23 protein-coding genes are annotated in these 25,987 nt (G+C 68.0%); 9 read left to right on the top strand and 14 right to left on the bottom strand.

Features of this window, described 5'->3' with window-relative positions; translation table 11 throughout:
* Positions 1 to 3: 3 nt before the first annotated feature.
* Positions 4 to 441: an RpiB/LacA/LacB family sugar-phosphate isomerase gene (locus tag NI1_RS01230; RefSeq protein WP_067813228.1), complete on the bottom strand. Its 438-nt coding sequence runs from the start codon at positions 439 to 441 to the stop codon at positions 4 to 6.
* Between the two features lie 304 nt (positions 442 to 745).
* Positions 746 to 1,729: an aldo/keto reductase gene (locus NI1_RS01240; RefSeq protein WP_067813232.1), complete on the bottom strand. Its 984-nt coding sequence runs from the start codon at positions 1,727 to 1,729 to the stop codon at positions 746 to 748.
* Positions 1,730 to 2,027: 298 nt separating this feature from the next.
* Between NI1_RS01240 and NI1_RS01245 the strand changes: the two genes are divergently transcribed.
* Positions 2,028 to 2,834: an LLM class flavin-dependent oxidoreductase gene (locus NI1_RS01245; RefSeq protein ID WP_067815034.1), complete on the top strand. Its 807-nt coding sequence runs from the start codon at positions 2,028 to 2,030 to the stop codon at positions 2,832 to 2,834.
* A 14-nt stretch (positions 2,835 to 2,848) separates the two neighbouring features.
* On the opposite strand, the gene NI1_RS01250 is transcribed toward NI1_RS01245, so the two are convergent.
* The 6 genes from NI1_RS01250 to NI1_RS01275 form a co-directional block, all read right to left on the bottom strand.
* The gene (locus NI1_RS01250) at positions 2,849 to 3,367 is read right to left on the bottom strand and encodes an SRPBCC family protein (RefSeq protein ID WP_169815517.1); all 519 of its coding nucleotides are present in this window, start codon (positions 3,365 to 3,367) and stop codon (positions 2,849 to 2,851) included.
* A gap of 59 nt (positions 3,368 to 3,426) precedes the next feature.
* Entirely contained in the window at positions 3,427 to 3,744 is a 318-nt protein-coding gene (locus NI1_RS01255) for a hypothetical protein (protein ID WP_067813236.1), read from the bottom strand.
* A 270-nt stretch (positions 3,745 to 4,014) separates the two neighbouring features.
* Positions 4,015 to 5,229, bottom strand: a complete 1,215-nt coding sequence (gene speD / locus NI1_RS01260; protein WP_067813239.1) for an adenosylmethionine decarboxylase — start codon at positions 5,227 to 5,229, stop codon at positions 4,015 to 4,017.
* 8 nt (positions 5,230 to 5,237) lie between these two features.
* Positions 5,238 to 6,338 carry a type III PLP-dependent enzyme gene (locus NI1_RS01265; protein WP_067815036.1) on the bottom strand — a complete coding sequence of 367 codons (1,101 nt, stop codon included), beginning with the start codon at positions 6,336 to 6,338 and terminating at the stop codon, positions 5,238 to 5,240.
* 226 nt (positions 6,339 to 6,564) lie between these two features.
* Positions 6,565 to 9,072: a DEAD/DEAH box helicase gene (locus NI1_RS01270; protein WP_067815037.1), complete on the bottom strand. Its 2,508-nt coding sequence runs from the start codon at positions 9,070 to 9,072 to the stop codon at positions 6,565 to 6,567.
* Between the two features lie 59 nt (positions 9,073 to 9,131).
* Positions 9,132 to 10,082, bottom strand: coding sequence for a proteasome assembly chaperone family protein (locus NI1_RS01275; protein WP_067813240.1), 951 nt, complete (start codon positions 10,080 to 10,082; stop codon positions 9,132 to 9,134).
* A 398-nt stretch (positions 10,083 to 10,480) separates the two neighbouring features.
* On the opposite strand from NI1_RS01275, the gene NI1_RS01280 reads away from it, so the two are divergent.
* A complete protein-coding gene (locus tag NI1_RS01280) occupies positions 10,481 to 11,125 on the top strand; it encodes a DUF5642 family protein (RefSeq protein ID WP_245663015.1) in 645 nt (214 codons plus the stop codon).
* A gap of 55 nt (positions 11,126 to 11,180) precedes the next feature.
* Here the strand turns inward: NI1_RS01280 and NI1_RS01285 are convergent, their stop codons facing one another.
* Positions 11,181 to 11,711, bottom strand: a complete 531-nt coding sequence (locus NI1_RS01285; RefSeq protein ID WP_067813242.1) for a hypothetical protein — start codon at positions 11,709 to 11,711, stop codon at positions 11,181 to 11,183.
* A gap of 219 nt (positions 11,712 to 11,930) precedes the next feature.
* On the bottom strand, positions 11,931 to 12,914 hold the full coding sequence (locus tag NI1_RS01290) for a helix-turn-helix transcriptional regulator (RefSeq protein WP_067813243.1): 984 nt from the start codon (positions 12,912 to 12,914) through the stop codon (positions 11,931 to 11,933).
* 96 nt (positions 12,915 to 13,010) lie between these two features.
* On the opposite strand from NI1_RS01290, the gene NI1_RS01295 reads away from it, so the two are divergent.
* Entirely contained in the window at positions 13,011 to 13,418 is a 408-nt protein-coding gene (locus NI1_RS01295; protein WP_067813245.1) for a VOC family protein, read from the top strand.
* Between the two features lie 84 nt (positions 13,419 to 13,502).
* Here the strand turns inward: NI1_RS01295 and NI1_RS01300 are convergent, their stop codons facing one another.
* Positions 13,503 to 13,910: a hypothetical protein gene (locus tag NI1_RS01300; protein ID WP_067813247.1), complete on the bottom strand. Its 408-nt coding sequence runs from the start codon at positions 13,908 to 13,910 to the stop codon at positions 13,503 to 13,505.
* A gap of 287 nt (positions 13,911 to 14,197) precedes the next feature.
* Here NI1_RS01300 and NI1_RS01305 point away from each other — a divergent pair, with 287 nt between their 5' ends.
* Positions 14,198 to 15,388 (top strand): DUF4192 domain-containing protein, encoded by a 1,191-nt coding sequence (locus NI1_RS01305; protein WP_169815518.1) that lies wholly within the window; start codon positions 14,198 to 14,200, stop codon positions 15,386 to 15,388.
* 1 nt (position 15,389) lies between these two features.
* Here NI1_RS01305 and galE read toward each other — a convergent pair whose 3' ends face one another.
* Together galE and NI1_RS01315 are read right to left on the bottom strand one after the other, a co-directional pair.
* Positions 15,390 to 16,370: a UDP-glucose 4-epimerase GalE gene (gene galE / locus NI1_RS01310; RefSeq protein ID WP_067813249.1), complete on the bottom strand. Its 981-nt coding sequence runs from the start codon at positions 16,368 to 16,370 to the stop codon at positions 15,390 to 15,392.
* Between the two features lie 3 nt (positions 16,371 to 16,373).
* Positions 16,374 to 17,060 (bottom strand): iron-dependent transcriptional repressor DtxR, encoded by a 687-nt coding sequence (locus NI1_RS01315; protein WP_067813251.1) that lies wholly within the window; start codon positions 17,058 to 17,060, stop codon positions 16,374 to 16,376.
* Between the two features lie 204 nt (positions 17,061 to 17,264).
* On the opposite strand from NI1_RS01315, the gene NI1_RS01320 reads away from it, so the two are divergent.
* The 5 genes from NI1_RS01320 to NI1_RS01340 all read left to right on the top strand — a co-directional run bounded on the left by NI1_RS01320 (position 17,265) and on the right by NI1_RS01340 (position 25,065).
* Positions 17,265 to 18,503, top strand: coding sequence for an acetoin utilization protein AcuC (locus tag NI1_RS01320; RefSeq protein WP_067813252.1), 1,239 nt, complete (start codon positions 17,265 to 17,267; stop codon positions 18,501 to 18,503).
* Positions 18,496 to 21,306, top strand: coding sequence for a bifunctional acetate--CoA ligase family protein/GNAT family N-acetyltransferase (locus tag NI1_RS01325; RefSeq protein WP_084522449.1), 2,811 nt, complete (start codon positions 18,496 to 18,498; stop codon positions 21,304 to 21,306). Before NI1_RS01320 ends, NI1_RS01325 begins: the two co-directional genes overlap by 8 nt.
* A gap of 73 nt (positions 21,307 to 21,379) precedes the next feature.
* Positions 21,380 to 24,148, top strand: coding sequence for a phosphoenolpyruvate carboxylase (ppc, locus tag NI1_RS01330; RefSeq protein ID WP_067813255.1), 2,769 nt, complete (start codon positions 21,380 to 21,382; stop codon positions 24,146 to 24,148).
* Positions 24,149 to 24,256: 108 nt separating this feature from the next.
* Complete coding sequence (locus NI1_RS01335; protein ID WP_067813257.1) at positions 24,257 to 24,625, top strand: ArsR/SmtB family transcription factor; 369 nt, start codon at positions 24,257 to 24,259, stop codon at positions 24,623 to 24,625.
* A complete protein-coding gene (locus NI1_RS01340) occupies positions 24,622 to 25,065 on the top strand; it encodes an SRPBCC family protein (RefSeq protein WP_067813258.1) in 444 nt (147 codons plus the stop codon). Before NI1_RS01335 ends, NI1_RS01340 begins: the two co-directional genes overlap by 4 nt.
* Positions 25,066 to 25,069: 4 nt before the next feature.
* On the opposite strand, the gene NI1_RS01345 is transcribed toward NI1_RS01340, so the two are convergent.
* The gene (locus NI1_RS01345) at positions 25,070 to 25,939 is read right to left on the bottom strand and encodes an NAD(P)H-binding protein (protein WP_067813260.1); all 870 of its coding nucleotides are present in this window, start codon (positions 25,937 to 25,939) and stop codon (positions 25,070 to 25,072) included.
* Between the last annotated feature and the right edge of the window lie 48 nt (positions 25,940 to 25,987).

The raw sequence follows: 25,987 nt of genomic DNA on the forward strand, positions 1-25,987 counted from the left end.
CCACTAACCGATCCCGTCGACATGCGCGATATTCGCGGCATCGACGGGATCGGTGCTCGGCGTACCCGCGAACCAGGCATCGAGGATCTCGCCCAATTGAGCCCGTGACGTCAGCCGCAGGCTCAAAGCAAGCACATTCGCATCGTTCCACTTTCGTGCCCCGCCCGCGGTATAGCCATCGACGCACAGCGCTGCCCGCACCCCCGGAACCTTATTGGCCGCAATGGATGCACCGGTGCCCGTCCAGCAGCACACCACGGCCTGCTCTGCCCGGCCTTCAGCCACGTCCCGCGCCGCGAGCTCGCTCGCCCACGCCCAGTCGTCGCGTTCACCAGGAGCCAATGCACCGTGCACAATCACCTCGTGCCCGCGCTCCCGTAGCTCCGCCACGACCGCCCCCGCCACACCGGCGTCCTCGTCCGCCGCAACCGAAATCCGCATGCCCGCGATACTCCAACCCCGTCAGGCGAATACTTCCGCGATGGATTCGGCAACCGCCGCCCGCCTGGTCCACCGCTCCAATTCGGCCACGTCGGAGCAGCCTTCGATGTGGTAACGCAACTCACGCTGAGACGTGGTCATCATTGCCTCCAATGCGGAACGGGCGGTACCGGACAGCGTTGACCACACGAGGTCGTAGTACATGTTAGCCCGCTCTGACCAGCGGCTACCCGGTTCCGGGGCCAGTTCGTCGAGAGCGGCAAGCAGACCGGCCATACCCAGGGCTGCGCCGAGGTCGGCGCGGTTACTTTCCGGCCGCGCGGGCGAGCTCCTCCGGATACCGCGCGCCGGCCACCGAATCGGCGGGGGCGGCGGCCTCGATTCGGGCGAGATCCTCAGTTGTGAGGGTGATTTCGGTGGCTGCGGTGTTCTGCTCCAGGTAGGTGCGGCGTTTGGTGCCCGGGATCGGGACCACGTCGTCGCCTCGGCTCTGGACCCAGGCCAGGGCCAATTGACCTGCGGTGACGCCTTTTTCCTCGGCTAGGGTGCGCAGGGTTTCGACGATGGCGAGGTTCTGGTCGAGGTTGCCGTCGGCGAAGCGGGGGAGGCGACGGCGCATGTCGTCTTCGGGGAGGTCTGCGGCTGAGGTGATCGCGCCGGTGAGGAAGCCGCGGCCGAGGGGTGAGAAGGGGACGATGCCGATGCCCAATTCGCGGCAGGCGGGGACGATTTCGGTTTCGATGTCGCGGGTCCAGAGGGACCATTCGGATTGCAGGGCCGTCACCGGATGGACGGCATGGGCACGGCGGATGGTGTCCGCGGACGCTTCGGAGATTCCCAGGTAGCGGACCTTTCCGGCTTGTACCAGCTCGGACAGTGCGCCCCAGGTTTCCTCGACGGGCACATTCGGGTCGACTCGGTGCTGGTAGAAGAGGTCGATATGGTCGACGCCCAGCCGGGAGAGGGATTCGTCGGCGCATTGCTTCACGTAGGCCGCGTCGCCGCGGGCGCCCATGGAACCGCCTTCGCCCCAGACGATTCCGAATTTGGTGGCCAGTACCACTTCGTCGCGGCGGTCCGCGATCGCACGTCCCACCAGTCGCTCATTGGTTTCCGGGCCGTACACGTTGGCCGTATCCAGCAGTGTCACACCGAGATCCAGTGCGCGATGGATGGTGGCGATCGATTCGTCGTCGTTGTCGTGCACGCCGTACGCGGAGCTCATGCCCATGCATCCGAGTCCCTGCGCGCCCACGGTCAGTTTGCCGAGTTTCCTGGTCGCGATCATTCGAGGGTCCTCCTGGTAGTGCCGGAATGCTTGCCGTGAGCCGTGCTCACCCGATCGACGCTACGACTTGGAGCGCACTCCAAGTCAACCCTCGGGCGACGACGGCCCATGGAGTTTTGCTCCACTAAACCCTGCCTGCGATCACTTTTCTGACGGAAGAGCGGTCGGAGTGGAGCAAAACTCCGATTCCCGGGGTAAGCGTCTCGGGCATGATGCCGAGCGAATCGCACATTGGAACGCTCGGGCGCGCGGCTTAGCGTTGGTGGCGAATCAACGGCTCGTGAAAGCGGAGGCAATCGTGGTAGTTCGGATCGGCGTATTTCTGCCCACTTCGGGACCTGATGCGGCTGCGTCCGGTGGGCGGGAGGTGCGGGACAGCGCGCGGGCGGCCGAGGCCGGCGGGCTCGAATCCTTGTGGGTCACAGATCATCTCGTGGCGAGTGCGCCGATGCTCGACAGTGTGGTCGCGCTCGCCGCGGCCGCGGCGGTGACCGACCGGGTTCGGGTCGGATTCCTCTCCATGCTGGTGGCGTTGCGACCGGTCGCGTGGGCGGCGAAGGAGATCGCCACGCTGCAACAGATTTCGGATGGGCGGCTGTTGCTGGGGGTCGGAACCGGGAATCCCGCGCACGGTGATATCGGCTGGCGCGCAGCGGGTGTGCCGTTCGAGGAGCGCGGGGTTCGGACCGATCGTGCGCTGGCGATTCTGCCGGAACTGGTTGGCGGTAAGACGGTTACGCTCGACAGCGGAGTGGAGGTCGCATTGTCGCCGGGTGCGCCGATGCCGCCGGTGCTGATCGCGGGGAACAGTGCGCGGGCGCGGCGTCGGGCCGCCGCCTACGGTGATGCGTGGATGCCGATCAATCCGGGTCTGGACCAGCTACCGGGCCTCATGAGCGAGTTGCGTGAACTCGCTGAGCGGCACCGGCGGCCTGCGCCGGCGGTCAGCGTTGTCGCCCCGGCATTGTCGCCGGATCCGCGGCAGGCCGCGGAGGAACTGGCCGCGTACGAGGCTGCCGGAGTCGAAAGGGTCGTGCTCGCTCCGACCGGCCAGGATTGGCGGCGGGACTACGCGTTCGCGGCTGAGCTGCGCGCTGCGCAGTAGCGCCGATCGCCCGGCTATGCGCGCCGGCCGGCTTCGGCGACCTCGCGGAGCCGGTGCAGTGAACGGGACATGTTCGCCAGGGCGAGATTGTCGCGCGGCTTGCCGATCGGCCCCGACCAGCGCAGCATCTTGGCCAGCAAGGACGAGTCCGGCCAATCCCGGTACTCGGTGACCAGCGTGCCGCCGTCCACCGCCCGCAGCCGGTACCCCCACCACGTGCCGATCCCGTACACCCGGAACTCGAACTGCCGCGGCGCATCGACCACCGTCACCTCGCACGGGGTAACCCACGGCACCGGCCCGATGCGATTCAACCCGAGGAACCAGCTCCCCGGCAGCGGTTCCGTGCGTCCCGTAATACGCAGCGCCCCACGGTTTTCCGGACTCCATCCGCCGGTGCGCGTGACATCGGAGATCATCTCCCACACCGTTCCCACGGGCGCGTGGACCAGCACCGAGCACTCGTCCCGAATCCCCCACTCCATCCGAGCCCGCAAAACATCCCCCGGCCGCCGCGCCAATGTCCGCCACATGAAGAGAATTGTCCCAGACAGTGACGCCGACGACCAGGGGAGACTCATGCCCATCCGGCCTACGCCTGGATGACCTCGACGTTCACCAGCGCGCCGAGCGAATCGCAGCTGGCCCACGACTGGTTCTGCCCGTACTGGATCGGGCCGTACTTCCAGTAGGTGAACGGCACCGGCCAGGCAACGCACGTGAGCTTCACCTGATGCCAAGTGGGCAGCTCGCAATTGGCCATCCCGCCGGTATTGAAGATGTTGTACACGTGACAGTTGGCTTGCCACACCGGTACGTCGGCCTGGGCCGACCCGCCACCGGCAAGCATGCCACCCGCGGTCGCGGTGGCAACGAAGACGCTGGCAGCAATCCGCTTCGCAGATAGCATTTCGACCTCCTGAGTAGGTGTTGTTCTGGGTCGATTATCGCGCCTGCGTCCCACTCGTTACTTTCGAGCAAATCAAATCGTGACCGGGGAGTCGAATTTCCCGGCACCGGCCGCCGCCACGAAGGAATCCCGATCCGCCGGAGTGCAGGCCGATCCGGGCCCGTGCCGTACCCGACCGTGGTTCATCCGATTTTCCTGATGGTTCGCATGGGTGAAAAGCGCAGCGCCCCACACGAATTCGTGCGGGGCGCTGCGGGGGAACGGTATCGACTAGGCGTTGACGCCGACGCGCAGGGCGTGCGGTTCGATGGCGCCGCGGACCAGGGCCCGCTCGTCGATGGTCTCGGCCTTGTAGGGCAGGGTCGAGAGGGTGGTGGTCATCTTGGCGACCGGGTCCTCGAGGGCCTTCGGGGTGCCGAAGATGAAGGTCCACTCGTGCTCGTCCGAGACGTAGGGGACGACGGTTTCGAAGAGGTTGTGGAAGCGGGTCCACGAACGCTTCAGGGTCTCGTTGCGCCACATGGTCTGACAGCCGGCCTGGGCGGCGAGGACGCCACCTTCGGACAGCAGGGCCTTACAGCGGTTGAGGAAGTCGTCCTCGTAGAGACGGTTGTGCTGGGCGTCTTCGACGCGCTCATCGGGCAGGTCGATGCAGATGAGGTCGTAGCGGACCCCGGCTGCCTCGGCCTTGGCGAGGAAGTCCCAGCCGTCGGCGTAGTGCATCTTGATCGGGCCGGTCTGCGCGACCGCCTCGGCCAGGTCGGCCTGGGTGTAGCCGTAGGGGAGGTGCTCGGCGCACAGCTCCACCTCCAGCTGGTCGATGTCGACGTGGTCGACGAGCGAAGCGCCCGCGGCCACCGACATCTGGGAGGCGACGCCCTCACCGGAGCCGATGATGAGGACCTTCTCCAGCTTCTCGGCCAGCGCGTACCCCGGGACCAGCATGGCCTCGTGGTAGGTGAGCTGCGAGAACTCGGTGGACTGGCGGTCGTCGTCGGAGAACAGGGACCGGCCCTGCTCGGTCTCCGCGATCACCATGTGCTGGTACGGGGTGTTGGTGTCGACGATGACGTCGGACATGTTCCACACCCGGGTCAGGCCCTCGCCGACCGGCTCGTGGATCCGGCGAGCGTTGTGGCCGCGCTGGATGACCTCCATGTTCACCGACTTCGGCGACAGCTCGTCCTTGAGCAGTTCGACGGCCTTGGTAGCGCCGGCGCCGATGCTGCCGCAGGTGAACACGTCGACGAAGATGTCACCCGATTCCGGGTAGGTGTGAATCGAGGCGTGCGACTCCGACAGTAGAGCCAGGATGGTGGCACCCTGCGGCTCGAACTTCTTGCGCACGACATCGCAGATGGTCACCCCCGCGGCGACCAACGATTTTCGAAGCGCGGTTTCGAGTCGTTCGATGTCGTCGCAGAGATCAGCGTCGACACCACCGAACTCGGCCAGCACATGCCAGCCGGTGAATTCTGCCGTCATGGCTAAACTCACTCTCGCTCAGCGCCAATGACATGAACAGTCAGAGGCGGAAAACCGTTGAAGGACACCGACGAATAGCTCGCCGTATAAGCACCGGTTTCGAGGATTCGAATTGAATCACCGGCTCGCAACGTGGTCGGAAGAAGGACCCGTGTGCGTTGATACAGTACATCGTCGCCGTCACAGGTCGGCCCGGCGACTACCGCTTCGTCCATCGGATCGTCATCGCGATCGGTCTGGAAACGGTATGCGATGTACTCGTTCTCGGTTTCGGCCATGCCGTTGTAGCGGCCGATATCGAGGTATATCCAGCGCCGCCCGTCCGGCGCTCGGCGAACATTCACCACTTCGCCGTGAATCACACCGGTATTGCCCACCAGGGCGCGACCGGGTTCCACGACGAGCGCAGTGTGTTCCGGGAGATGGGCGGCGGCCGCTGCCGCGATCACCGCACCGAGTTCGCCGACACCGGGAGCCGGGTCGGCGTACGAAATGGGAAGGCCGCCACCGATATTCACGGAGGTGACCGGAATGTCCTTGACCGCCAACGCTTCCGAGATGGCCCCGGCCTGCTCGATGCCGATCTGCCAGGCGATGGGATCGAGTTGCTGCGATCCCACGTGGAAGTACGGCCCGGCGACCTGCAACCCGAGATCGCGCGCCCGCACCAGCAGGTGCACGGCTTCGCCCGGCGCGCAACCGAACTTGGTCCCGAACGGCGTCTGCGATTGCGGCGCGGAAGCCAGGAACCGGCACTCCACCTCGGACCCGGGCGCGTGCTCGGCGATGCGCTGCACGTCGTCCTCGGTATCGAAGGCGAAGCGCCGCACACCCAGCGCATAAGCGGTGGCGATCTGCGCGGCCTTCTTGATGGGATTGCCGTAGCACATGACGGCCGGGTCGACGCCCTGCGCGAGGCAGAGTTCGATCTCTCCGATGGACGCGACGTCGAACTCCGCGCCCTCGTCATCGAGTAGCCGAATGATCTCCGGTAGCGGACTGGCCTTGACGGCGAAGCGAATTCGCGCTTGCGGCAGCGCGGCTTGCAGGGCGCGGTAGTTCGCGCGCACCCGGTCCAGGTCGACGACGAGGCAGGGCGATTCGGGCAGGTTTCGGCCGGTCAATCTAAGGGAACTCTTTTCGATCGGGCGCTGAGGCGGCGATAGGCAACAGGGGGCGACACTACACGTGCCGGGCCGCGGAAAACTAACCGACGGCCGGTCGACTTCGTCACGGTACCGCCCGGACGGTGCAGTAATCCGGTGCTGGATCTGACGAAAGCGTGAACGCGCAGCGCCGCCCCGGTGGGACGGCGCTGTGGTGGAACCGGGCGAATCAGCCCGCGGTGATGCTCAGTTCGTCGAAGACCACTTCGCCCGCCGCATCGGATTCGGCCAGGTCGACGATGGCGTTCAGGGACCAGCCGTGATCACCGGCGGGATCGTCGAGCACCTGGCGCACATGCCAGAAGCCGGGGCGTTGCTCGACCTGGAACAGCTTCGGGCCGCGCGCGTTCGGTCCGGTGCCGATGGCGTCGTACTCGGCGAAATAAGGAGCCAGGTCGGTTTCCCAGTCCAGGTTGTCCTCGTACTCGTCCAAGGCCGCCCAGCGTTGCAGCGCGGCCAGCTCGACGCGGCGGAACATGGCGTTGCGCACCAGGACCCGGAAGGCGCGCTCGTTGGCGGAGATGGGCCGGACCGTCTCCGCGCCGAAAGCGACCTGCTGATCGTCGGATTCCGCGCCCGGATTGGTGAGCTGCTCCCATTCGTCGAGGAGGCTCGAGTCGACCTGGCGGATGAGCTCGCCCAGCCATTCGGTGATGTCGTCGAGTTCTTCGGTGCGGGCCTGCTCCGGCACAGTCCGGCGCAGCGCGCGATAGGCGTCGGCGAGATAGCGCAGCACCACGCCTTCGGAGCGCGCCAGCTCGTATTGCGAGACCAACTCGGCGAAGGTCAGCGAGCGCTCCACCATTTCCCGCACCACGGACTTGGGGGAGGGCTCGAATTCCGAGACCCAGGGATGCCCGCCCTTATATGTCTCGAAGGCGGGTTCGATGAGTTCGGCCAGGGGTTTGGGCCAGGTGACCTCTTCGAGGAGTTCCATGCGCTCCTCGTATTCGATGCCGTCGGCCTTCATTTCCGCGACCGCCACCCCGCGCGCCTTGTGCTGCTGGGCCATGAGCAGCTGGCGCGGATCTTCCAGGGTGGATTCGATCAGCGAGATGACATCGAGGGTGTAGGTCGGCGATTCCTTGTCCAGGAGTTCGAAGGCCGCCAAAGCGAAGGGGGACAGTGGCTGATCCAGCGCGAAATCGCGTTGCAGATCCACCATGAGCCGGGCGTGCCGGCCGAATTCGTCGGGCTCGTCGAGCTGCTGCACCACACCCGCGTCCCGCAGCGCGCGATACAGCCGGATCGCTTTGAGAATGTGTTTGCGCTGCGCGGCGCGCGGTTCATGATTCTCTTCGAGGAGATGCCGCATGGCGTAGAAGCAATTGCCTTTGCGCGCAATCACATTCAGCAGCATGGCGTTGGTGACGTTGAATCGCGACTGCATCGGCTCGGGCGAGGCCGCGACCAGGCGATCGAAGGTCTCCTCCGACCAGGACACGAAACCCTCGGGCGGCTTGCGCTTCTGGACTTTCTTCAGCTTCTTGGGATCGTCACCGGCTCTGGCGATGAGCCGGGCGTTCTCCACCTCGTGCTCGGGAGCCTGCACCACCACGGTGCCCAAAGTGTCGTATCCGGCGCGGCCTGCCCGCCCCGAGATCTGATGGAATTCACGGGCGTTCAATCGCCGCGTGCGCACCCCGTCGTATTTGGTCAGCCCGGTCAGCAGCACCGTGCGAATGGGCACATTGATACCCACCCCCAAGGTGTCTGTGCCGCACACCACTTTCAGCAGCCCGTCCTGCGCGAGTTTCTCCACCAGCCGCCGGTACTTGGGCAGCATGCCCGCGTGGTGCACGCCGATACCGTGCCGGATGAACCGTGAGAGCGTCTTACCGAATCCGGTGGCGAACCGGAATTCGCCCAGCGCCTCGGCGATCGCCTCCTTCTCGGCTTTGGAGGACATGTTCACGCTCATCAGCGCCTGCGCGCGTTCCATCGCGGCGGCCTGGGTGAAATGCACGACGTACACCGGCGCGAGACTGGTGGTGACCAGATCCTCGAGGGTCTCGGTGATCTGGGTGCGAACGTAGGAAAAGCTCAGCGGCACGGGACGTTCCGTACCCGAGACGATCGCGGTGGACCGCCCGGTGCGCTCAGTCAGGTCCTCGGCGAAGAAGTCGACCTCGCCGAGAGTGGCCGACATGAGCAGGAATTGGGCATTGGGCAATTCGATCAGCGGCGTCTGCCAGGCCCAGCCGCGATCCGGATCGGCGTAATAGTGGAACTCGTCCATGATCACCTGGCCGACGGGCGCGTTCGCGCCCTCGCGCAAGGCCAGGTTCGCCAGGATCTCGGCGGTCGCGCAGATGATCGGCGCGTCCGGGTTCACCGCCGCGTCGCCGGTCACCATGCCGACCTTGTCCGCGCCGAACACCTCGCACAGCGCGAAGAACTTCTCGCTGACCAGGGCCTTGATCGGTGCGGTGTAGTAGCTGCGGATGCCCTTGTTGAGCGCCACGAAATGCGCGCCCAGGGCGACCATCGATTTACCCGAACCGGTCGGGGTGTTGAGGATGACGTTCGCCCCGGTCACCAGCTCGAGCAGCGCTTCTTCCTGGGCCGGGTAGAGCGAGAAGCCCTCGCCCTCGGCCCATTCCGCGAATGTCTCGTACAGCCAGTCGGGATCCACATCGGGCACGGCACGGTCGGGAACCAATTCGGACAGCTGCACGTCGCCCAACGTTACCGGGCCGCCGATCAGCGGCCGGTATCGGTGCGCTGCGCGTCCGGCTAGCGCAGGGGCGCGTCGCCTTCGCCGTCGTTGAAGCCGGCCTGCTCGGCGAGGAACTTCTCGAACTCCGCGCCCAGTTCGTCACCGGTGGGCAGTTCGTTCTCGCTGGCCAGCAGGCTGGACTGGCGTTCCTGCGCGGTGACGAAGCTGTCGTACTGGCGTTCCAGGGCAGCCACCACGGTCTCGACCTCGGAATTGCCGGCGATGTGCTCGTTGACCTGTTCGCGCACCTTCGCGGCCTCCTGGGTCAGCGCGGCCAGGGGCAGTTCCAGGCCCGCGTTCTCGGCCACGTTCTCCAGCAGCGTCTGCGCGGCCTCGGGGTAGGCGGTCTGGGTGAGGTAGTGCGGGACATGCACGGAGAAGCCGACCGATTCGTGGCCGTGCTGAGCCATCCGGTACTCCAGCAGCGACGATGCGCTGCCCGGCACCTGAAGCTCACCCGGCCAGCGCTGATGCTCGCCGATCAGGTCGCTGTCGCTGGCGTGCGCGGTCACCCCGAGCGGGCGGGTGTGCGGAATCGCCATGGGGATCGCGCTCAAACCGATGGTCCGGCGCACCCCGAGCTGTTCGGACAGCAGCCGCACCGCGGTGACGAACTTCTCCCACCGCAGATCCGGTTCCAGCCCGGACAGTAGCAGGAACGGGGTTCCGGCGGTGTCCTTGAGCGCCCACAGATTGAGCTCGGGCTCGGTGTAATCGGAGAAGTGATCGGTCTTGAACATCATCAGCGGACGCCGCGACCGGTAGTCGAGCAGCTCGTCCATGTCGAAGGAGGCGACCAGCTCGGCCTCCAAGCTCTCCCGCAGATGAGTGGTGGCCAGGCGCACCGCGTGACCCGCGTCGGTGAAACCCTCCAGGCCGTGCACCAGCACCGGGCCGGCGCCGTCCTCGGACGACAATTGGGGAGCCGGGAACTCCAGCTCATACATGCGCGACTCGTAGTCCGCCATCGCGTACTCCTCTCCTGCGTGGTCCGCCTCGCGGTGCGAGGAACGCGGCGACCCATCTGCCGCGACTGCCTACTCGCTCTCGGCGCGGTACCGGACCATTCATATTGTCCCTCATGCCTCGGCAGCTCGTGCACTGCCCGCACCACGGCTGCAACACACCGGTGGGGTACCCGCATTCCCGGGTGTTGCGAGCCCGCATTCCGAAGACTCGCCGCGCGGCGTGGCATTCGGTGTGAACAGCCGAAATTCGGCATAGTGGACACGTGATCGCGCCGGATTCGCCGGGTCCGCGGCTGGTCTCAGTGCTCGCGCCGAGGTGCTCCGCGCCCGCGCCGGCAGCCAGCCGCACACCCGCTCGCAGCCTGTCCCGCAAACCCGTACGCGCAGTGGGAGCCGCCGTGCTCGGGTGTCTGCTCGCCGCCTGCGGGACCGAGGTGTCGGGACAGCCGGTGTCGGCGCGCGGGCCGGTGACCGCCGCGCAGGTGGATGATTCGCTGGCTCGATTGCTGCCGGACGCTTCGAAATTCCCGAAGCGGTACCCCGCGGTCACCCTGACCGCCGAAACCGCCACGCAGGCGGCCAATGATCTGGACGGCGTACTGCCGGGGGCGCAGGTGGATCCGAGTACGTGCGCGCCGGCCGCGCCGGCCGCCGGGCCCGCCGTGATGGTCGGCACCGATGACGCGACCCGGGCCACGCTCACCGTCGAACTGACCCGCAGCGACCAGTCGCTGTCGGGGCTGCGAGATCAATTGCAGCGCTGTGGAACCGTGCAGGTGGGGCACTCGGGAACCAGCGCCACCATCACCACCGAACTCGATCCGCCGCCGCCGCTGGATGCCGACGACACCATCGCGCTGCGCCGCACCGTACGCTCCGGCGGCGGCTCGGCGGGCACCACGCGCAGCATGCAGACGCTGCTGGGGCAGGTCGGGGATGTGCGGATCAATGTCACCTACATGTCCTTCAGCGACGGCAAAAGCGATGCCGAAGCGCTGGATTCGCTGTTCACCACCGCGGTGAGCAAGGTGCGCAAGGGCTGAGATCGCGCGGAAGGGAGCCGACCCCTGTTCACCCTCTCGGCTCCCGGTCACCCGACTAGCAGGCCGAGCCGCTGGACGAACCCGTGTTCACCGATCCACTGGACGAACCCGAGCCCGCGGAACCGCTACCGCCCGAACCCGATCCGGCCGAACCGGTGCCCGCCGAGCCCGGCATCGAGGATCCGCTCGGCATCCACCAGCAGCCGCCGGTGCTGCCGTTGCCCTTGCCCACGAGATACGTGATGGTCGAGATCGACCCGCTCTGCTTGACCTGCACCGTGTACATCTTGGACTCGGTGGGGTTCCACGCCTTGGTTGCCGTGGTCTTGCCGAGCAGGTCCGTGACGGCGGGCGCGGTGCCGAGCGAGACGCCGTCGACCAGGAATTCCGCGTCGGAGTACTTCGAGGAGCCGCTGAGCTCGACGACGATGGAGCAACCGCCGCTGTCGGTCTTGCACCAGGAACCCGGCGAGGTGCCGGTGACCGCGATGCTTTCGATGCTGGCCGAAGCCGGGGCGGCGGCGAGCGCCGAAGCGGCCAGCGCGCCGAGAATGCTCGCGCCCAGGGTGAATAGGGACTTCGTCATTACCTACTTCCTTCCGGCGCCGGGGAGGGGCGCCGGGGCGGACGGTACCAGCGCCGGACCAGGCATTTTGGTGAATTCGAAAGTGCTGCAAGGTGATTCGGTTCTGATATGAATAGGCAGCGTTAGCGGCGTGGGTCACCGGCCGCAAGCCGATGGAATCATTGGCAAGGAAACCGGTGGTCAGCGGCGTGCGGACGGGTGCCGGAGCGTGGCTGCGGCTCAGCTCGGCCGGTAGCGTGCGACGAGTTCGGCACCGAGCCGGGCCAGTTCGGCACGCACCGAATCCGGACCGGTCACCTCCAGCGCCGCACCCCAGCCCGCGAGTTGCTGGGCGATCATGGTCGGTGTCGGGGCGGTGATACGAGCCAGGATTCGCCCGTCCGGGATCGGACCGTCGACTTCGCAATGGCGGCCCTGCTGATGGCGCAGCACGGGCAGCAACTCCGGCGGGACCAGCACGCTCGCCGCGAGCGTGGATCGATGCCGCTCGACCTCCTCGACTACCGCCGACCACGCCGTGGAGAGGTCGAATTCGGCCGGGCGCCGGGCGGTTTCGCCCGTCACCTCGACCGCCGTCATTCGATCGACCCGGAAGGTCCGCTGCCCGCGCTCGGTACCGGCGACCAAATACCAGATGCCGTCCTTGTCGACCAGGCCCCACGGATCGGCGACCCGACCGACAGATCCCTCGCCGACCCGGTGCTCGTCCTGACTCCGCTGGTCGCGGCGGGCTGCTCGATAGTCGAAGCGGATCTTGCGGCGGCGCACCACGGCTCGTTGTAATTCGGCGACCAGCGGCGGCGGCTGGTCGTCGCGTTCACCCCAGCGGGCGGGATCGACCACGACGGCGTCGGCGGCGGCCTGGGCTTCGTCGCGGAAGGTTTGGGGTAAGGCGCGCAGGAGCTTTCGCAGGGCGGATTTGGTAGCCGGGGCGGCGGTGGTCACCGGGCCGAGCAGCAGGAACAGGGCTTGTGCTTCGTCGGCGTTGAGGCCGCTCAGGTCGGTGCGCGCACCACCCACCAGCTGCCAGCCGCCGCCTCGGCCGGGCTGCGGATACACCGGAATCCCGGCGGTGGACAGGGCTTCCAGGTCGCGGCGGGCCGTCGCGACCGATATCTCCAGCTCCGCGGCGACCTCGGCCGCTGTCACGCGTCCGCGCTGCTGCATGAACAGCAGCGTCGCCACCAATCGATCCGCTCGCATACTCGGGAATTCTGCCGGTAAAAGTGCTCATTCGTTGCGCACTTTAAGCGCGAGACTGGATACATCCACAGCGGAAGAGCTTGAAGGAGAACGACGATGTTGCGTGGCATGGCGACCGTGAACTACTACGCCGACGACCTCGAGGCGGCCAAGGACTGGTATGCCGAATTGCTGGGCGTGCCGCCGTATTTCCAGGTGCCGGGCGGTTACTACGAGTTCCGCATCGGCGACTATCAGGCCGAATTGGGCATCATCAACCGCAAGTACGCGCCGAGCCGGCCGGATCTGCCGGGCGGTCAGATCCTGAACTGGCACGTCGATGACATCGAGGTCGCGTTCGCGCGGCTGCTGGAGTCGGGCGCGAAGGAATTCGAACCGATCACCGAGCGCGGCGCGGGGACCGGCTTCGTCACCGCATCGGTGGTGGATCCGTTCGGGAATGTGCTGGGCATCATGACCAACCCGCACTATCTGGAGATGCTCGCGCAGGCCCGCCCCGCCTAGGGGTGGCGATCGGGGAGCGGGATGCGAAGGCAGGGCCCGGGGTACGCGGAACTCGGGCTCTGCCCAGCCCGGTTCCGGCGGGACTCAGCCCAGCCCGAACGATCCGGTCGAAGGCGCGGCCGGCCGCTTCAGCTCGTAATTCACCGACGCGGACGAACTACCCTGCCGCGCCACGATCGTGAAATTCCCGTAATCCGACGGCACCCAGGTGACCTCGGCGGTCGCCGCCCCGGTGTCCCAGGTCTCCTGCGCCGGCACGGCATAACCGATGACAGTGCCGTTCACCGTGATGGTGACATCGTCGAGCCGGTTGTCGCCGGTCAGGCGCACCCGCACATAGCAGGCCTTGCCCACCGCGCAGGTCTCGCCGGCGGAGACATTGTCGACCCGGACCTGTTCGGTGGTGGCCGAAGCCGCAGGGGCCAGGGCGACGGGCACGGCTACCGCTGCCAGGGCGGCGGCCGCGACGCCGGTGAATGTGGTGCTCTTCATCTGCGTGTACTACTTCCTTCCGGTACTCCCGATGAGTACCTCGGCGGACTCTAACAGCGCGGCACCGACCGGTCGGCAGAAATGAAAACCGTTGCATAGCCATGCATTTCACGCATGACGTGGGGCTATCGCCGAGCGCGCAAGATAACACCGCCCACCGACAAACACCGGCCTCGAAGCTTGACGCCACACCGATTTGTCCCCGGCGCGCCGAACTCTCCACAGCCGCAACAAAATCCCAGGTCACCCTCGCAGTCGGCCGCCGGGCCCGGCGCACCCTCGATGCCATGACGACACCGACCGAACCCACGCCCCCGGCCCCCGGCTCGCAGCCCATCCTCGGCCCGCCCGACCTGCCTGGCCCGTCACCCCGTGATCTCGAACCGCGGTTGCGGGATCCGGGGGAGTTCATCGCGGCGGTGCCGGCGATGCTGGGATTCATGCCGGAGCGGTCGCTGGTGGTGACCGTGCTGCGCACCGAAATCGACGGCGGCCCTGCGTCGGCCGTGGATGTGGTGGCCCGGATGGATCTCGAGAGCCAGGGGCGGGTCGCCACGGCGGAGATGGTGGATCGAGTGGCGCGGCTGTGTGCACAGCGGCAAGCCGTCTCGGCGATCGCGCTGATCGTCGATGATCGGGCCACGGTGCCGGGGCGGCGGCATCGGGGAGTGCGGGCACGGCAGCACGGGAATCTGATTGCGGCGCTGGAGCATCGGCTGGATGCCGACGGAGTGCCGCTCGCCGGGGCATGGGCGGTGCGGGAGATCGGTGCCGAGCAGGCGTGGTGGAGTGTGAACGGGCCCGGACGGCGGGGCACACAACCGGATCCGGCGGCATCGCTGGTCACCCTGCGGCAGGTGCTGGAGGGACGGCCGATGCGCGGGTCGCGGGATGAGCTGACCGCGTCGGTGGCGGTGGATGCCGAATTGCGGGAAAGGGTTTCGCGGGAGCTGGCGCGGGAGGAGGAGACCGCGGCCGCGCGAACGGCCGGGGCGCTGCGGTGCGCTGATCCCGAGCGGTTCACGCGCGATGCGCTGCGGCGGGTGGTGCAGGCGATCGCCGCGATGGCGGCCGGCGCGCTGCCGGGGGCGGCCGAGCTCGCCGAAGTGGCTGTGGCGCTGCGGGATTCGACGGTGCGGGATGTCATGTTCGCGCTCATCGAGGATCCGCACGCCGATGCCGCGGAAGCGCTCTGGCTGCAACTCACCCGGGCATTACCGGATGCGGATCGGGTTTATGCCGCGACGCTGCTCGCCTATCACGCCTATGCGCGCGGGGACGGTCCGCTGGCGGGCGTGGCCCTCGAGGCGGCGCTGAGCTGCGATCCGGCCCACAAAGTGGCGGTGCTGCTGGATGCCGGTCTGCAATCGGGTATGCGGCCGCACCGATTGCGCCGGCTGGCCGAATCCGGTCGCGAGGCCGCCGCCGATCTCGGCGTCAACCTCGCGACCTGCTTCGACAGCAAACGCTCGGGATGACTCAGCGGGCGCTGTGCGCGCGGTCGCCGAGCAGGCGCAGGAAATCCCAGGCGTCGGAGACGATCTCGTCGAGATCGGTGTGCTCCGGCCGCCAGCCCAGCTCGGTGGTGGCGCGCTCACTGGAGGCCACCAGCACCGCCGGATCACCCGGGCGGCGGGGCGCGTCGACCGAGGCGATGGGCAGGCCCGTCACCCGGCGGCACGCCGAAATGACCTCGCGCACCGAGAAACCGGTGCCGCTGCCCAGATTGAAGATGCGATGCGTACCCGGCTGCGACTGCGCGAGCGCGAGCAGATGCGCCTGCGCCAGATCACGAATGTGGATGTAGTCGCGCACCGCCGAACCATCCGGCGTCGGGTAGTCGGTGCCGAAGACCGAGATCGACTCACGATGGCCCAGCGCCGTCTGCAAGACGAGGGGGATGAGATGGGTTTCCACCACACGGTTCTCGCCGAGCCCGGCGTAAGCGCCGGCCACATTGAAGTAGCGCAGGCTGGTCGCCGCCAGCCCGTGCGCCGCCGCGTACGAGGTGATGGCATAGTCGATCGACAGCTTCGAAGCGCCGTAGGGGTTGGTCGGCAGCTTCGGCGCGGTCTCGACGATCGGCACCTGCTCCGGCTCGCCGTACACCGCGGCGGTGGAGGAGAACACCAGCCTCGGGGTGCCGGCGGCGCGCATGGCCTCCAGCAGCGCCAAGGTCTTGACCACATTGCCGTGCCAGTACTTCTCCGGCGCCACCACCGACTCTCCCACCAGCGACTGCGCCGCGAAATGCAGTACCCCGTCGAAGTTTTCGGCCTCGATGAGCTCGACGCCCGCGGTGGCGATATCGCCCTCCACGAACTTCGCCCCGGCGGGCACGCCGTCGGCGTTGCCGGTGCTGAGATCATCGACGACCACGACCTCGTGGCCTTCTTCGAGCAGGACCTGTGCGCAGACGCCACCGACGTAGCCCGCGCCTCCGGTAACCAGCAGCTTCACGTATCAGACCAACTTCACCTGGACGGCGTGCGCCATCTCGTCGGACAGTTCGAACCCGTCGTGACCGGGCACCGAGATGATCACCGCACCCGGCTTGGTCTCGACGGTCACACGCGCGTCCGGCACTACACCGGCCTCACGCAGCTGATTGATGACCTCGGGGTCGGTCTGGATGTGCTCCGAGAGCCGGCGCACCACGACCGCCACGGTCTGCCCCGCGGGCAGATCCGACAGCCGCACCAGCTTCTCCTCGCCGCTCGCGCTGGCGACCACGCCCAGCTCGTCCAGCCCCGGAATGGGATTGCCGTACGGAGAGGTGGTGGGGTTGTTCAGCACCTGGATCAAGCGGCGCTCCACCTCCTCGCTCATCACGTGCTCCCAGCGGCACGCCTCGGCGTGCACGTTCTGCCAGTCCAATCCGATGATGTCGACCAGCAGGCGCTCGGCGAGCCGATGCTTGCGCATGACGGCGACCGCCATGGCCCGGCCCTTGTCGGTCAGTTCGAGATGGCGATCACCGGCAACGGTCAGCAAACCGTCACGTTCCATCCGCGCCACCGTCTGGCTGACCGTCGGCCCGCTCTGCTCCAGACGCTCGGCGATACGGGCGCGCAACGGCGTGACGCCCTCCTCCTCGAGGTCGTAGATGGTACGGAGATACATCTCCGTGGTGTCGACCAGATCCTTCACCTGTTAACCCCTTCGTCGGCACGAATTCTACCCATGCACGGCGGCTGCACCGGGCGACAGCATATTTCGCGAACACGGAGACAACACCGAGGACGGGCTGCGTGTTCCCCTCGGGTTTCTCGGGTCACAGCGCCTTCGCCCCGGTATGACGGCGTCGCGGTGTCACTAGAGTACGAGCGCCCGGTACGCACTAGCGTGGCAGGTATGGCTGGCGCGGTGGGTCGAGACGGAACCGTAGTGTGGACCGACAGGTTCCTGGACTACACCTGGACGCCGGAGCATCCGATGCGCCCGGTGCGATTGCAGTTCACCATGGCTTTGGCGCGCGGGCTGGGGCTGCTCGACGGGGTGGAGACGCTCGCGCCGGCGGCGGCCGGGGATTCCGAACTGTTGCGGGTGCACACCCACGATTACGTGGAGGCGGTCAAGCACGCGGTGCCGCCGAACGGCGCGGTGCCGTTGAATCCGCCCTACGGGCTGGGGTCGGCCGACAATCCGGTGTTCCCGCACATGCACGAGGCGGCCTCGGTCATCGTGGGCGGAACCCTGGCGGCCGCGCAGGAGATCGCGGCGGGGCGGACTCGGCGGGCGGTGAGCATCGGCGGGGGCATGCATCACGCCATGCCGGACAGCGCGGCCGGGTTCTGCGTGTACAACGATGTGGCGGTGGCGATCTCGTGGCTACTGGAGAACGGTTTCGACCGCATCGCCTACCTCGATGTGGACGTGCACCACGGTGACGGCGTGCAGCGCATGTTCTACGGAGACCCACGGGTGCTGACCCTTTCGATCCATCAGCATCCGGCGACCCTGTGGCCCAACACCGGATGGCCGGAGGAGACCGGCGGCGGCAAGGCCGAAGGCACCAAGATCAACCTCCCGATCATGCCGGGTACCCGGGACCAGTTGTGGCTGCGCGGCTTCCACGCGATCGCGCCCGGCGCGCTGGCGGCGTTCCGCCCGCAGATCGTGATCAGCCAGTGCGGCGTCGACACCCATCGCGAGGACCCGCTGGCGGATCTGGAACTGAGCGTGGACGGTCAGCGGGCGGCCTTCATCGCCATGCGCGACCTCGCCGATCGCTACGCCGAAGGCCGCTGGCTCGCCGTCGGCGGCGGTGGCTACGGGCTCATCCGCGTCGTCCCCCGCGCCTGGACCCACCTGCTCGCCGCCGCCCTGGACAGCGATATCGACCCCGACACCCCCATCCCCCCGGACTGGACCGACCAGGTCACCGCCTATGCCCCCACCATCGCGCCGCCCCGCACCATGGGCGACGGCGCACCCGTGGACTTCGACCGCTGGGACGGCCCCGGCGGCGGCCGCGAAACCGGCGACGACCGCGCCGACCGCGCGCGCCGCGCCCTCGACACATCCGTATTGGCAACGCGCCGAGCGACTTTCGGTCTGCTCGGCCTGGATCCGGAGGATCCCCGTGACTGACCCCACCCGCCCGCCCGGCGATGGCGCGCCCACCGGCGGCAGCACGCCCGCGAACCCCAGTGGTCCGGCGGCCGAGCCCGGCCCCCGTCCTGCCGGGGCGGTGTCCGCCGCGGGGAGCCTTGTTCCCACGGTGGATCTGCCGGGGACGCCGGTGAATCCGCCTCCGCCGCCGGAGCATTGGTTCGCGGATGTGCTGGCCTCCGACGGCGGGGTGGTGCGTTTGCGGCCGATCACTCCCGATGACGCAGCAGGGATGGAGCGGTTCCATTCCCGGCTCTCGGATCGGACGCGCTATCTGCGGTACTTCGGGCCGTATCCGCGGATGACGCCGAAGGATCTGTATCGCACCACGCACGTGGATTATCGGGATCGGGTCGGGCTGGTCATCGAGCTCGGCGACGACATCATCGCGGTGGGGCGCTACGAGTTCCTGGCGGAACGGCCCGGGCCGCGCGCCGCCGAGGTGGCGTTCGTGGTGGCCGACGAGCACCAGGGGCGCGGGCTGGGATCGATCCTGCTGGAGCATCTCAACGGTGCGGCGGCGGAGAACGATATCGAGAGCTTCGTGGCCGAGGTGCTGGCCGAGAACAACGCCATGGTGCAGGTGTTCCGGGATGCCGGATATCAGGTGGAGCGCAGCCGCGACGGCTCGGTGCTGCATCTGGAATTCGCGATCGACCCCACCGAAGCCTTGCAGTCCGTGCGGGATTCGCGGGAGCGCGCCTCCGAGGCGCGCAGTGTGGGGAATCTGCTCGCGCCGAAATCGGTGGCGGTCATCGGCGCGACGCCGTCCACGGGGCGGGTGGGCGGCGCGGTGCTGGCCAACCTGCTCTCCGGATCGTTTCCGGGACCGGTGTTTCCGGTGAACCGCAATCGCACCTCGGTACGGGGCGTGCGGGCGTACCCGACGGTGCGCGATATCCCGGACGAGGTCGATCTGGCGGTGATCGCGGTGCCCGCCACCGAGATCGGCTCGGTGCTCGACGACTGTATGGCCAAGGGCGTCAAGGGTTTGGTGGTGCTCACCGCCGGATTCTCCGAGACCGGGCCGCGCGGCTGGGCCGCCGAACGGGAACTCGTCGACGCCGCCCGCGCCCACGGCATGCGGGTGGTGGGCCCCAGCGCGCTCGGCATCGCCAATACCGATCCGGCGGTCGCCATCAACGCCACCCTCGCGCCGGTACTGCCGGGGCGCGGGCGCATCGGATTCTTCTGCCAGTCCGGGCCTTTGGGCGCGGCCATCCTCGGCGAGGCCGCCGCCCGCCAGCTCGGCCTGTCCACCTTCGTCTCGGCCGGTAACCGCGCCGACGTCTCCGGCAACGACCTGCTCCAGTACTGGGACAACGATCCCGACACCGATGTGGTGCTGCTCTACCTGGAGACCTTCGGCAACCCGCGCAAGTTCTCCCGCATCGCGCGCCGGGTCGCGCACTCCAAACCCATTGTGGCCGTGAACAGCGGCCGCCACGGGGGCCGCGTGGACGGCGAACCGGACCTGGATCGCGCACTGGTGCGCAACCTGTTCGCGCAGGCGGGCATCATCCAGGTCGATTCCATCACCGAGCTCTTCGACTGCGCCATGCTGCTCGCCTATCAACCCCTGCCGGCCGGCCGCCGCGCCGCGGTGATCGGCAACAGCGCCGCGCTGAGCTGGCTCGCGGTGGACGCGGCGCGCGGTGAGGGACTCGAGGTCGGCGAGCCCATCGACCTCGGCCCGCAGGGCAGCCCCGCCGACTATCTGACGGCGGTGGCCGCGGCGGTCTCCGACCCGGACGTGGACGCGGTCATCGTCATCTACTCACCCCCGGTGCCCACCGCGGTCGCCTCCTTCGCCGAAGCGATCCGCGCCGGCGCGCTGACCGACCCCGCCACACCGGTGCTCACCACCTTCGTCGCCGACCAGGGCATGCCGAACCTGCTCGCCACCCGCGGGCCGGGCGGCATGCTGGAACGCGGCTCCATCCCGGCCTTCGGCGACCCCGAGCGCGCGGCCCGCACCCTGGCCCGGGTGCGTCGCTACGCCGACTGGCGCACCCGCCCCATCTCCCCGGTCGCCCGCCCGGACGGCCTCGACACCGCGCGCGCCCGGGAACTGGTGGGGGAGTGGATGTCCGAGGACGCCGCGCACTGGCTCACCGATCTCCAGGCGGCGGAACTGCTGGGCTGCTACGGCATCGGCATCGTGGAATTCCGGGAGGCCCGCGACGCCGACGCCGCCGTGGCCGCCGCCGAGGATCTCGGCTTCCCGGTGGCCGCCAAGGCGACGGGGGAGATGTGGCGCAATCGCCCCGACCTCACCGGGGTGCGCCTGGACCTGTGGCGTTCGGACGAGGTCCGGCGCGCGTACACCGACCTGGCCCAGATCTCCGGCAACCCGGTGCACATTCAGCGCATGGCCACCAAGGGCGTCGGCTGTATGTTCCGCGTCCAGGACGATCCGTCCTTCGGTTCGGTGATCAGTTTCGGCCTCTCCGGCACCATCATCGATCTGCTCGGCGACCGGGTGTACCGGGCGCTGCCGCTGACCGAGGCCGAATCGGCGGAGCTGATCGACGCACCGCGCGCGGCCCCGTTGCTCTCGGGCACGGTCGCGGGCCGCGAGCTCGGCAAACCGGTGGACCGGGCCGCGCTGGCCGAACTGGCGCAACGGATTTCGGCGCTCTGCGACGACCTGCCCGAGGTGCGCGAGCTGCTGTGCGAACCGATCATGGCCGCCCCGGAAGGTGCGGCGGTGCTGTACGGCCGGGTGCGGATCGGCCCGGAACCCAGCCGGTTCGACATCGGTCCGCGCCGGATGGGCTGAGAGATCCGCCACCTGGGCCGTCACACGCCCACAGGTGTTGAGACAGTGGAAGTTCCGCCGGTATGGAGAGGCGATGGGATTGCGAGAAGAGCAGATCGAGACGGCCACCGCGCCGCTGCGCGACGATATCCGGTTCCTGGGCGGCATTCTCGGCGACACCATTCGTGATCATGAGGGCGCGGATGTCTTCGACCTCATCGAACGCGTGCGCATCGAGGCGTTCAAGGTACGACGCTCGGAGGTGGATCGCAGCGCCGTGGCCGACATGCTGCGCGATGTGGACATCCGCACCGCCATCCCGGTGATCCGGGCGTTCAGCCACTTCCTGCTACTGGCCAATCTGGCCGAGGACCTGCAACGGGACCGGCGGCGGGCGGTGCACGTGGCGGCGGGGGAGCCGCCGCAGGACTCCAGCCTCGCGGCCACCTACCGGAAGCTGGACGCGGCCGGACCGGACGGGCACAAGGTGGCGGAGCTGCTGGCCGACGCGCTGGTCTCACCGGTCATCACCGCGCATCCGACCGAGACGCGGCGGCGCACCATCTTCGATGTGCAGTCACGGATCGCGGAACTCATGCGGCGACGGCAGCGCTATGGCGAGCACGAACCCGAGTTCGCCGAGATCGAGACCGACATCCGGCGGCAGGTGCTCGCGCTGTGGCGGGCGGCGCTGATCCGGTTGGCGCGCTTGCGCATTCAGGACGAGATCGAGGTCGGGCTGCGGTACTACGACCTCACCCTCTTCGATGTGATCCCGCGGATCAACGGTCAGGTGCGGGCGGCGTTGCGCGACCGCTGGCCCACCCACGAACTGCTGGCCCGGCCGATCCTGCGCCCCGGATCGTGGATCGGCGGCGACCGCGACGGGAATCCTTTCGTCACCGCCGAAGTGGTGCACCGCGCCACCCATCGCGCGGGGACGGTGGCCTTCGAACGCTACCTGAAAATGCTGGTGGACCTGGAGAAATCGCTCGCCCAATCGGCGCGGCTGGTGCCGGTCACGCCGGAACTGGCGGCGCTGGCCGATGCCGGCTTCGACGATTCCCCGCAGCGCGCCGACGAGCCGTACCGGCGGGCCATTCGCGGCATCCGGGCGCGGTTGAGCGCCTCGGCGCGGCAGTCGCTCGGCGAGACCCTGCCCGGTGGTATCGATGTCGCCGCCGAACCTTATGCGGGGCCGGAGGAATTCCTCGCGGACCTGAATATCGTCGACGCGTCAATGCGAGCTTCCGGCGACGGACTGCTCGCCGACGATCAGCTGGCGGCGCTGCGCGGCGCGGTGGAAACCTTCGGATTCCATTTGCAGGGCCTGGACATGCGGCAGAACTCGGAGATGCACGAGCAGGTGGTGGCCGAGCTGTTCGCCTGGGCCGGAGTGCATTCCGACTACGCGTCGCTGGACGAGGCGCAGCGCGTCGAACTGCTCGCCGCCGAACTGACCACGCGCCGGCCGCTGGTCGGACCCAATGCGAAGCTGAGCGAACTGGCCGCCAAGGAACTCGGGGTGGTGCGGGCCGCCAAGGCCGCGCTGGACGACCTCGGGCCGGACACCGTGCCGAACTACATCATCAGCATGTGCACCTCCGTCAGCGATATGCTCGAAGCCGCACTGCTTTTGAAGGAAGCGGGCATTCTCGATCCAGGCGACGGCGAGACCGCGCCGTCGAGCCCGGTGGGTGTGGTGCCGCTCTTCGAAACCATCGACGATCTGCGGCACGGCGCCGAAATCCTCTCCGCCGCACTGGAAGTCCCCGCCTATCAGCGGCTGGTGCACGCGCGCGGCATGCAGCAGGAGGTCATGCTCGGCTACTCGGACTCCAACAAGGACGGCGGGTATCTGGCCGCCAACTGGGCGCTGTACCGCGCCGAACTCGACCTGGTCGACGCCGCCCGCAAGACCGGAATTCGCTTGCGGCTCTTCCACGGTCGCGGCGGCACCGTCGGCCGTGGCGGCGGTCGCAGCTACGACGCCATCCTGGCCCAGCCCGCCGGAGCCGTGCGGGGTTCGCTGCGGTTGACCGAACAGGGCGAGGTCATCTCGACCAAGTACGCCGACCCGGGCACCGCGTTCCGCAATCTGGAGGCGCTGGTCGCGGGCACCCTGGAATCCACCCTGCTGGATGTGGAGGGCCTCGGTGACGATGCCGAACCCGCGTACGCGGTGCTGGACGAGCTGGCCGAGCTTGCCCGCCAAGCGTATTCGCGGCTGGTGCACGAAACCCCGGGCTTCGTCGAGTATTTCCGGGCCTCCACGCCCATCGCCGAAGTGGCGGACCTGAATCTGGGCAGCCGCCCCGCCTCGCGTAAGCCCACCAATTCCGTCTACGACCTGCGCGCCATCCCCTGGGTGATGGCCTGGAGCCAGTCCCGGGTCATGCTGCCCGGCTGGTACGGCACCGGTTCCGCGTTCGAGGAATGGATCGGCGACGATCCGGACCGGCTGGCCACCCTCGCCGACCTCTACCGGCGCTGGCCGTTCTTCCGGACCGTCATGTCCAACCTGGCGCAGGTCATGGCCAAGGCGGATATGGATATCGCCTCCTACTATGCCGAACTGGTGCCCGATGAAGCCTTGCGCGCCAAGGTATTCGGCATGATCTGCGCGGAGTTCACCCGGACCGCCCGCATGTACGCGGCGATCACCGGCGCGGACGAGCTGCTCGCCGACAACCCGGCGCTGGCCGAGTCCATTCACAACCGCTTCCCCTACCTCGAACCCATCAACCAGCTCCAGGTCGAACTACTGCGCCGCCGGCGCGCCGGGGACGACTCCGAATTGGTGGAGCGCGGCATTCTGCTCACCATGAACGGCCTGGCCACCGCTCTGCGCAACTCCGGCTAGCCCCGCTGCGGGCCGCGCGGCATATCGCCGCGCGGCTCCCTTCTCATAGAAAGGTAGGAAAATGCCTACGGTTGACAGGTAGGGCAATTCCTACCTATTCTCGAACGCATGCCGTACCGCTTGAAATCCGGCACCGCCGACAAGGTGTTCGGGGCGCTGTCCAATCCCACCCGGCGCGACATCCTCGAACTGCTGCTCGAGGACGAGCAATCGGTGCAGGTCATCGCCGAACGTTTCGATATGGCCAGGCCGAGCGTCTCCGAGCACCTCAAAGTGCTGCGGGACGCCGGCCTGGTCGCCGAGGAGAAGCGCGGCAGACAGCGCTTCTACCGGGTCGAACCCGAACCGCTGCACGAATTGCAGTCCTGGCTCGATCCGTTCGAGCGCTACTGGCGGAAACGGCTGCGCGCCCTGGGCGAGGTGCTCGACGCCATGCCCGACGAAACCCGCGAACCCGACGACAAGGATCCCCGATGACCGACGACCTGACCGCCATCGAACTCGACCACTACTACCCGCACCCGCCCGAGAAGGTGTGGCGGGCGATCACCACTCCCGAACTCATGGGCCGGTGGATGATGGAGCCCATCGGCTTCGAACCCGTGGCGGGCAACGTCTTCGAGATGAAGACCCAGCCAATGCCCGGCCAGCAGTTCTCCGGCCAGATCCGCGGCACCGTCCTGGAAGCCGTTGCGCCCGAACGGCTCAGCGTCAGCTGGGACGATGCCCAGGCCGCCGCCCCGACCGGCTGGGTGGTCACCTGGACCCTGCGCCCGGAGGGGCGCGGCACCCGAATGCTGTTCAGCCACACCGGATTCGACCCCGACAATGCGGTCATGCAGCGCTCGCGCAGCATTATGGGCAGCGGCTGGGCAGCCATGCTCGACCGCCTAGCCGTGATCGCCGAAGCGGCCTGACCGGTCAGCCCGCGTTCACCGTCACACCGGTGAACGCGGCCGCGTGATCGCGCACCCACTCGGCGTAGGTGCGCGGCGCGCGGCCCAGCACCTCCTCGACATCACCGGTCACGATGGCATTGCCACCCGCCCGCACGAAGGCCTGCCCGGCGAGCGAGCCGTCGGTGTACTCCTCGGACATGCCTGCGCCGAGCATGAATTCGCGAGCCTGCCGCTCTGCGATATCGAAAACGTCGATGGTGCGGCCGGTGGCGTCGGCCAGCGCCGCGACCTGATCCGCGGTGCCGAGCAACTCCGGTCCGGTGAGGGTGTAGACGCGTCCGGCGTGCGCGTCCGACAGCAGCGCCTCGGCCGCCACGGCGGACACGTCGCGCGGATCGATCACGCCCTGGGTACCGGTGCCGGTCATATTCGGCACCGCTTGCCCGGCCAGGATCATCGCGGCCCAGCTCAATGTGTTCGACGCGAAACTGCTCGGCCGCAGGATCGTCCACTCCACGCCGCTGTCCCGCACCGCCTGTTCGCCGGGCACATGCCAGGTCCCCACCCGCCCCAATTCCGGATCGCCGGTCCCGATGGCCGACAGCTTCACCAGCCGCCGCACACCCGCCGCCCGCGCGGACTCGATCAGCGCCTGCTCGGTCTCGATGAACTCCGGCCCGAGCAGCCCCACCAGGAAGGCGGCCTCGGCGCCCGCGAAAGCCGCTGTCAGGGAAGCGGTGTCGGTGTAGTCGCCACGCACCACCTCCACGTTCTCCGGGAACACGGCCGCCTCGGGATTCCGCGTAACCGCTCGCACCGCCACACCCCGCGCGGCCAGGATTCGAACCACTTCGCTGCCGATGGTGCCCGTGGCACCCGTAATCACGATCATGCCGACAACCCTGCCGCCGCCACCCCGTCGCGATATAGGAAAAACCGG

The organism is Nocardia inohanensis NBRC 100128 (assembly GCF_001612945.1).
Classification (GTDB): Bacteria; Actinomycetota; Actinomycetes; order Mycobacteriales; family Mycobacteriaceae; genus Nocardia; species Nocardia inohanensis.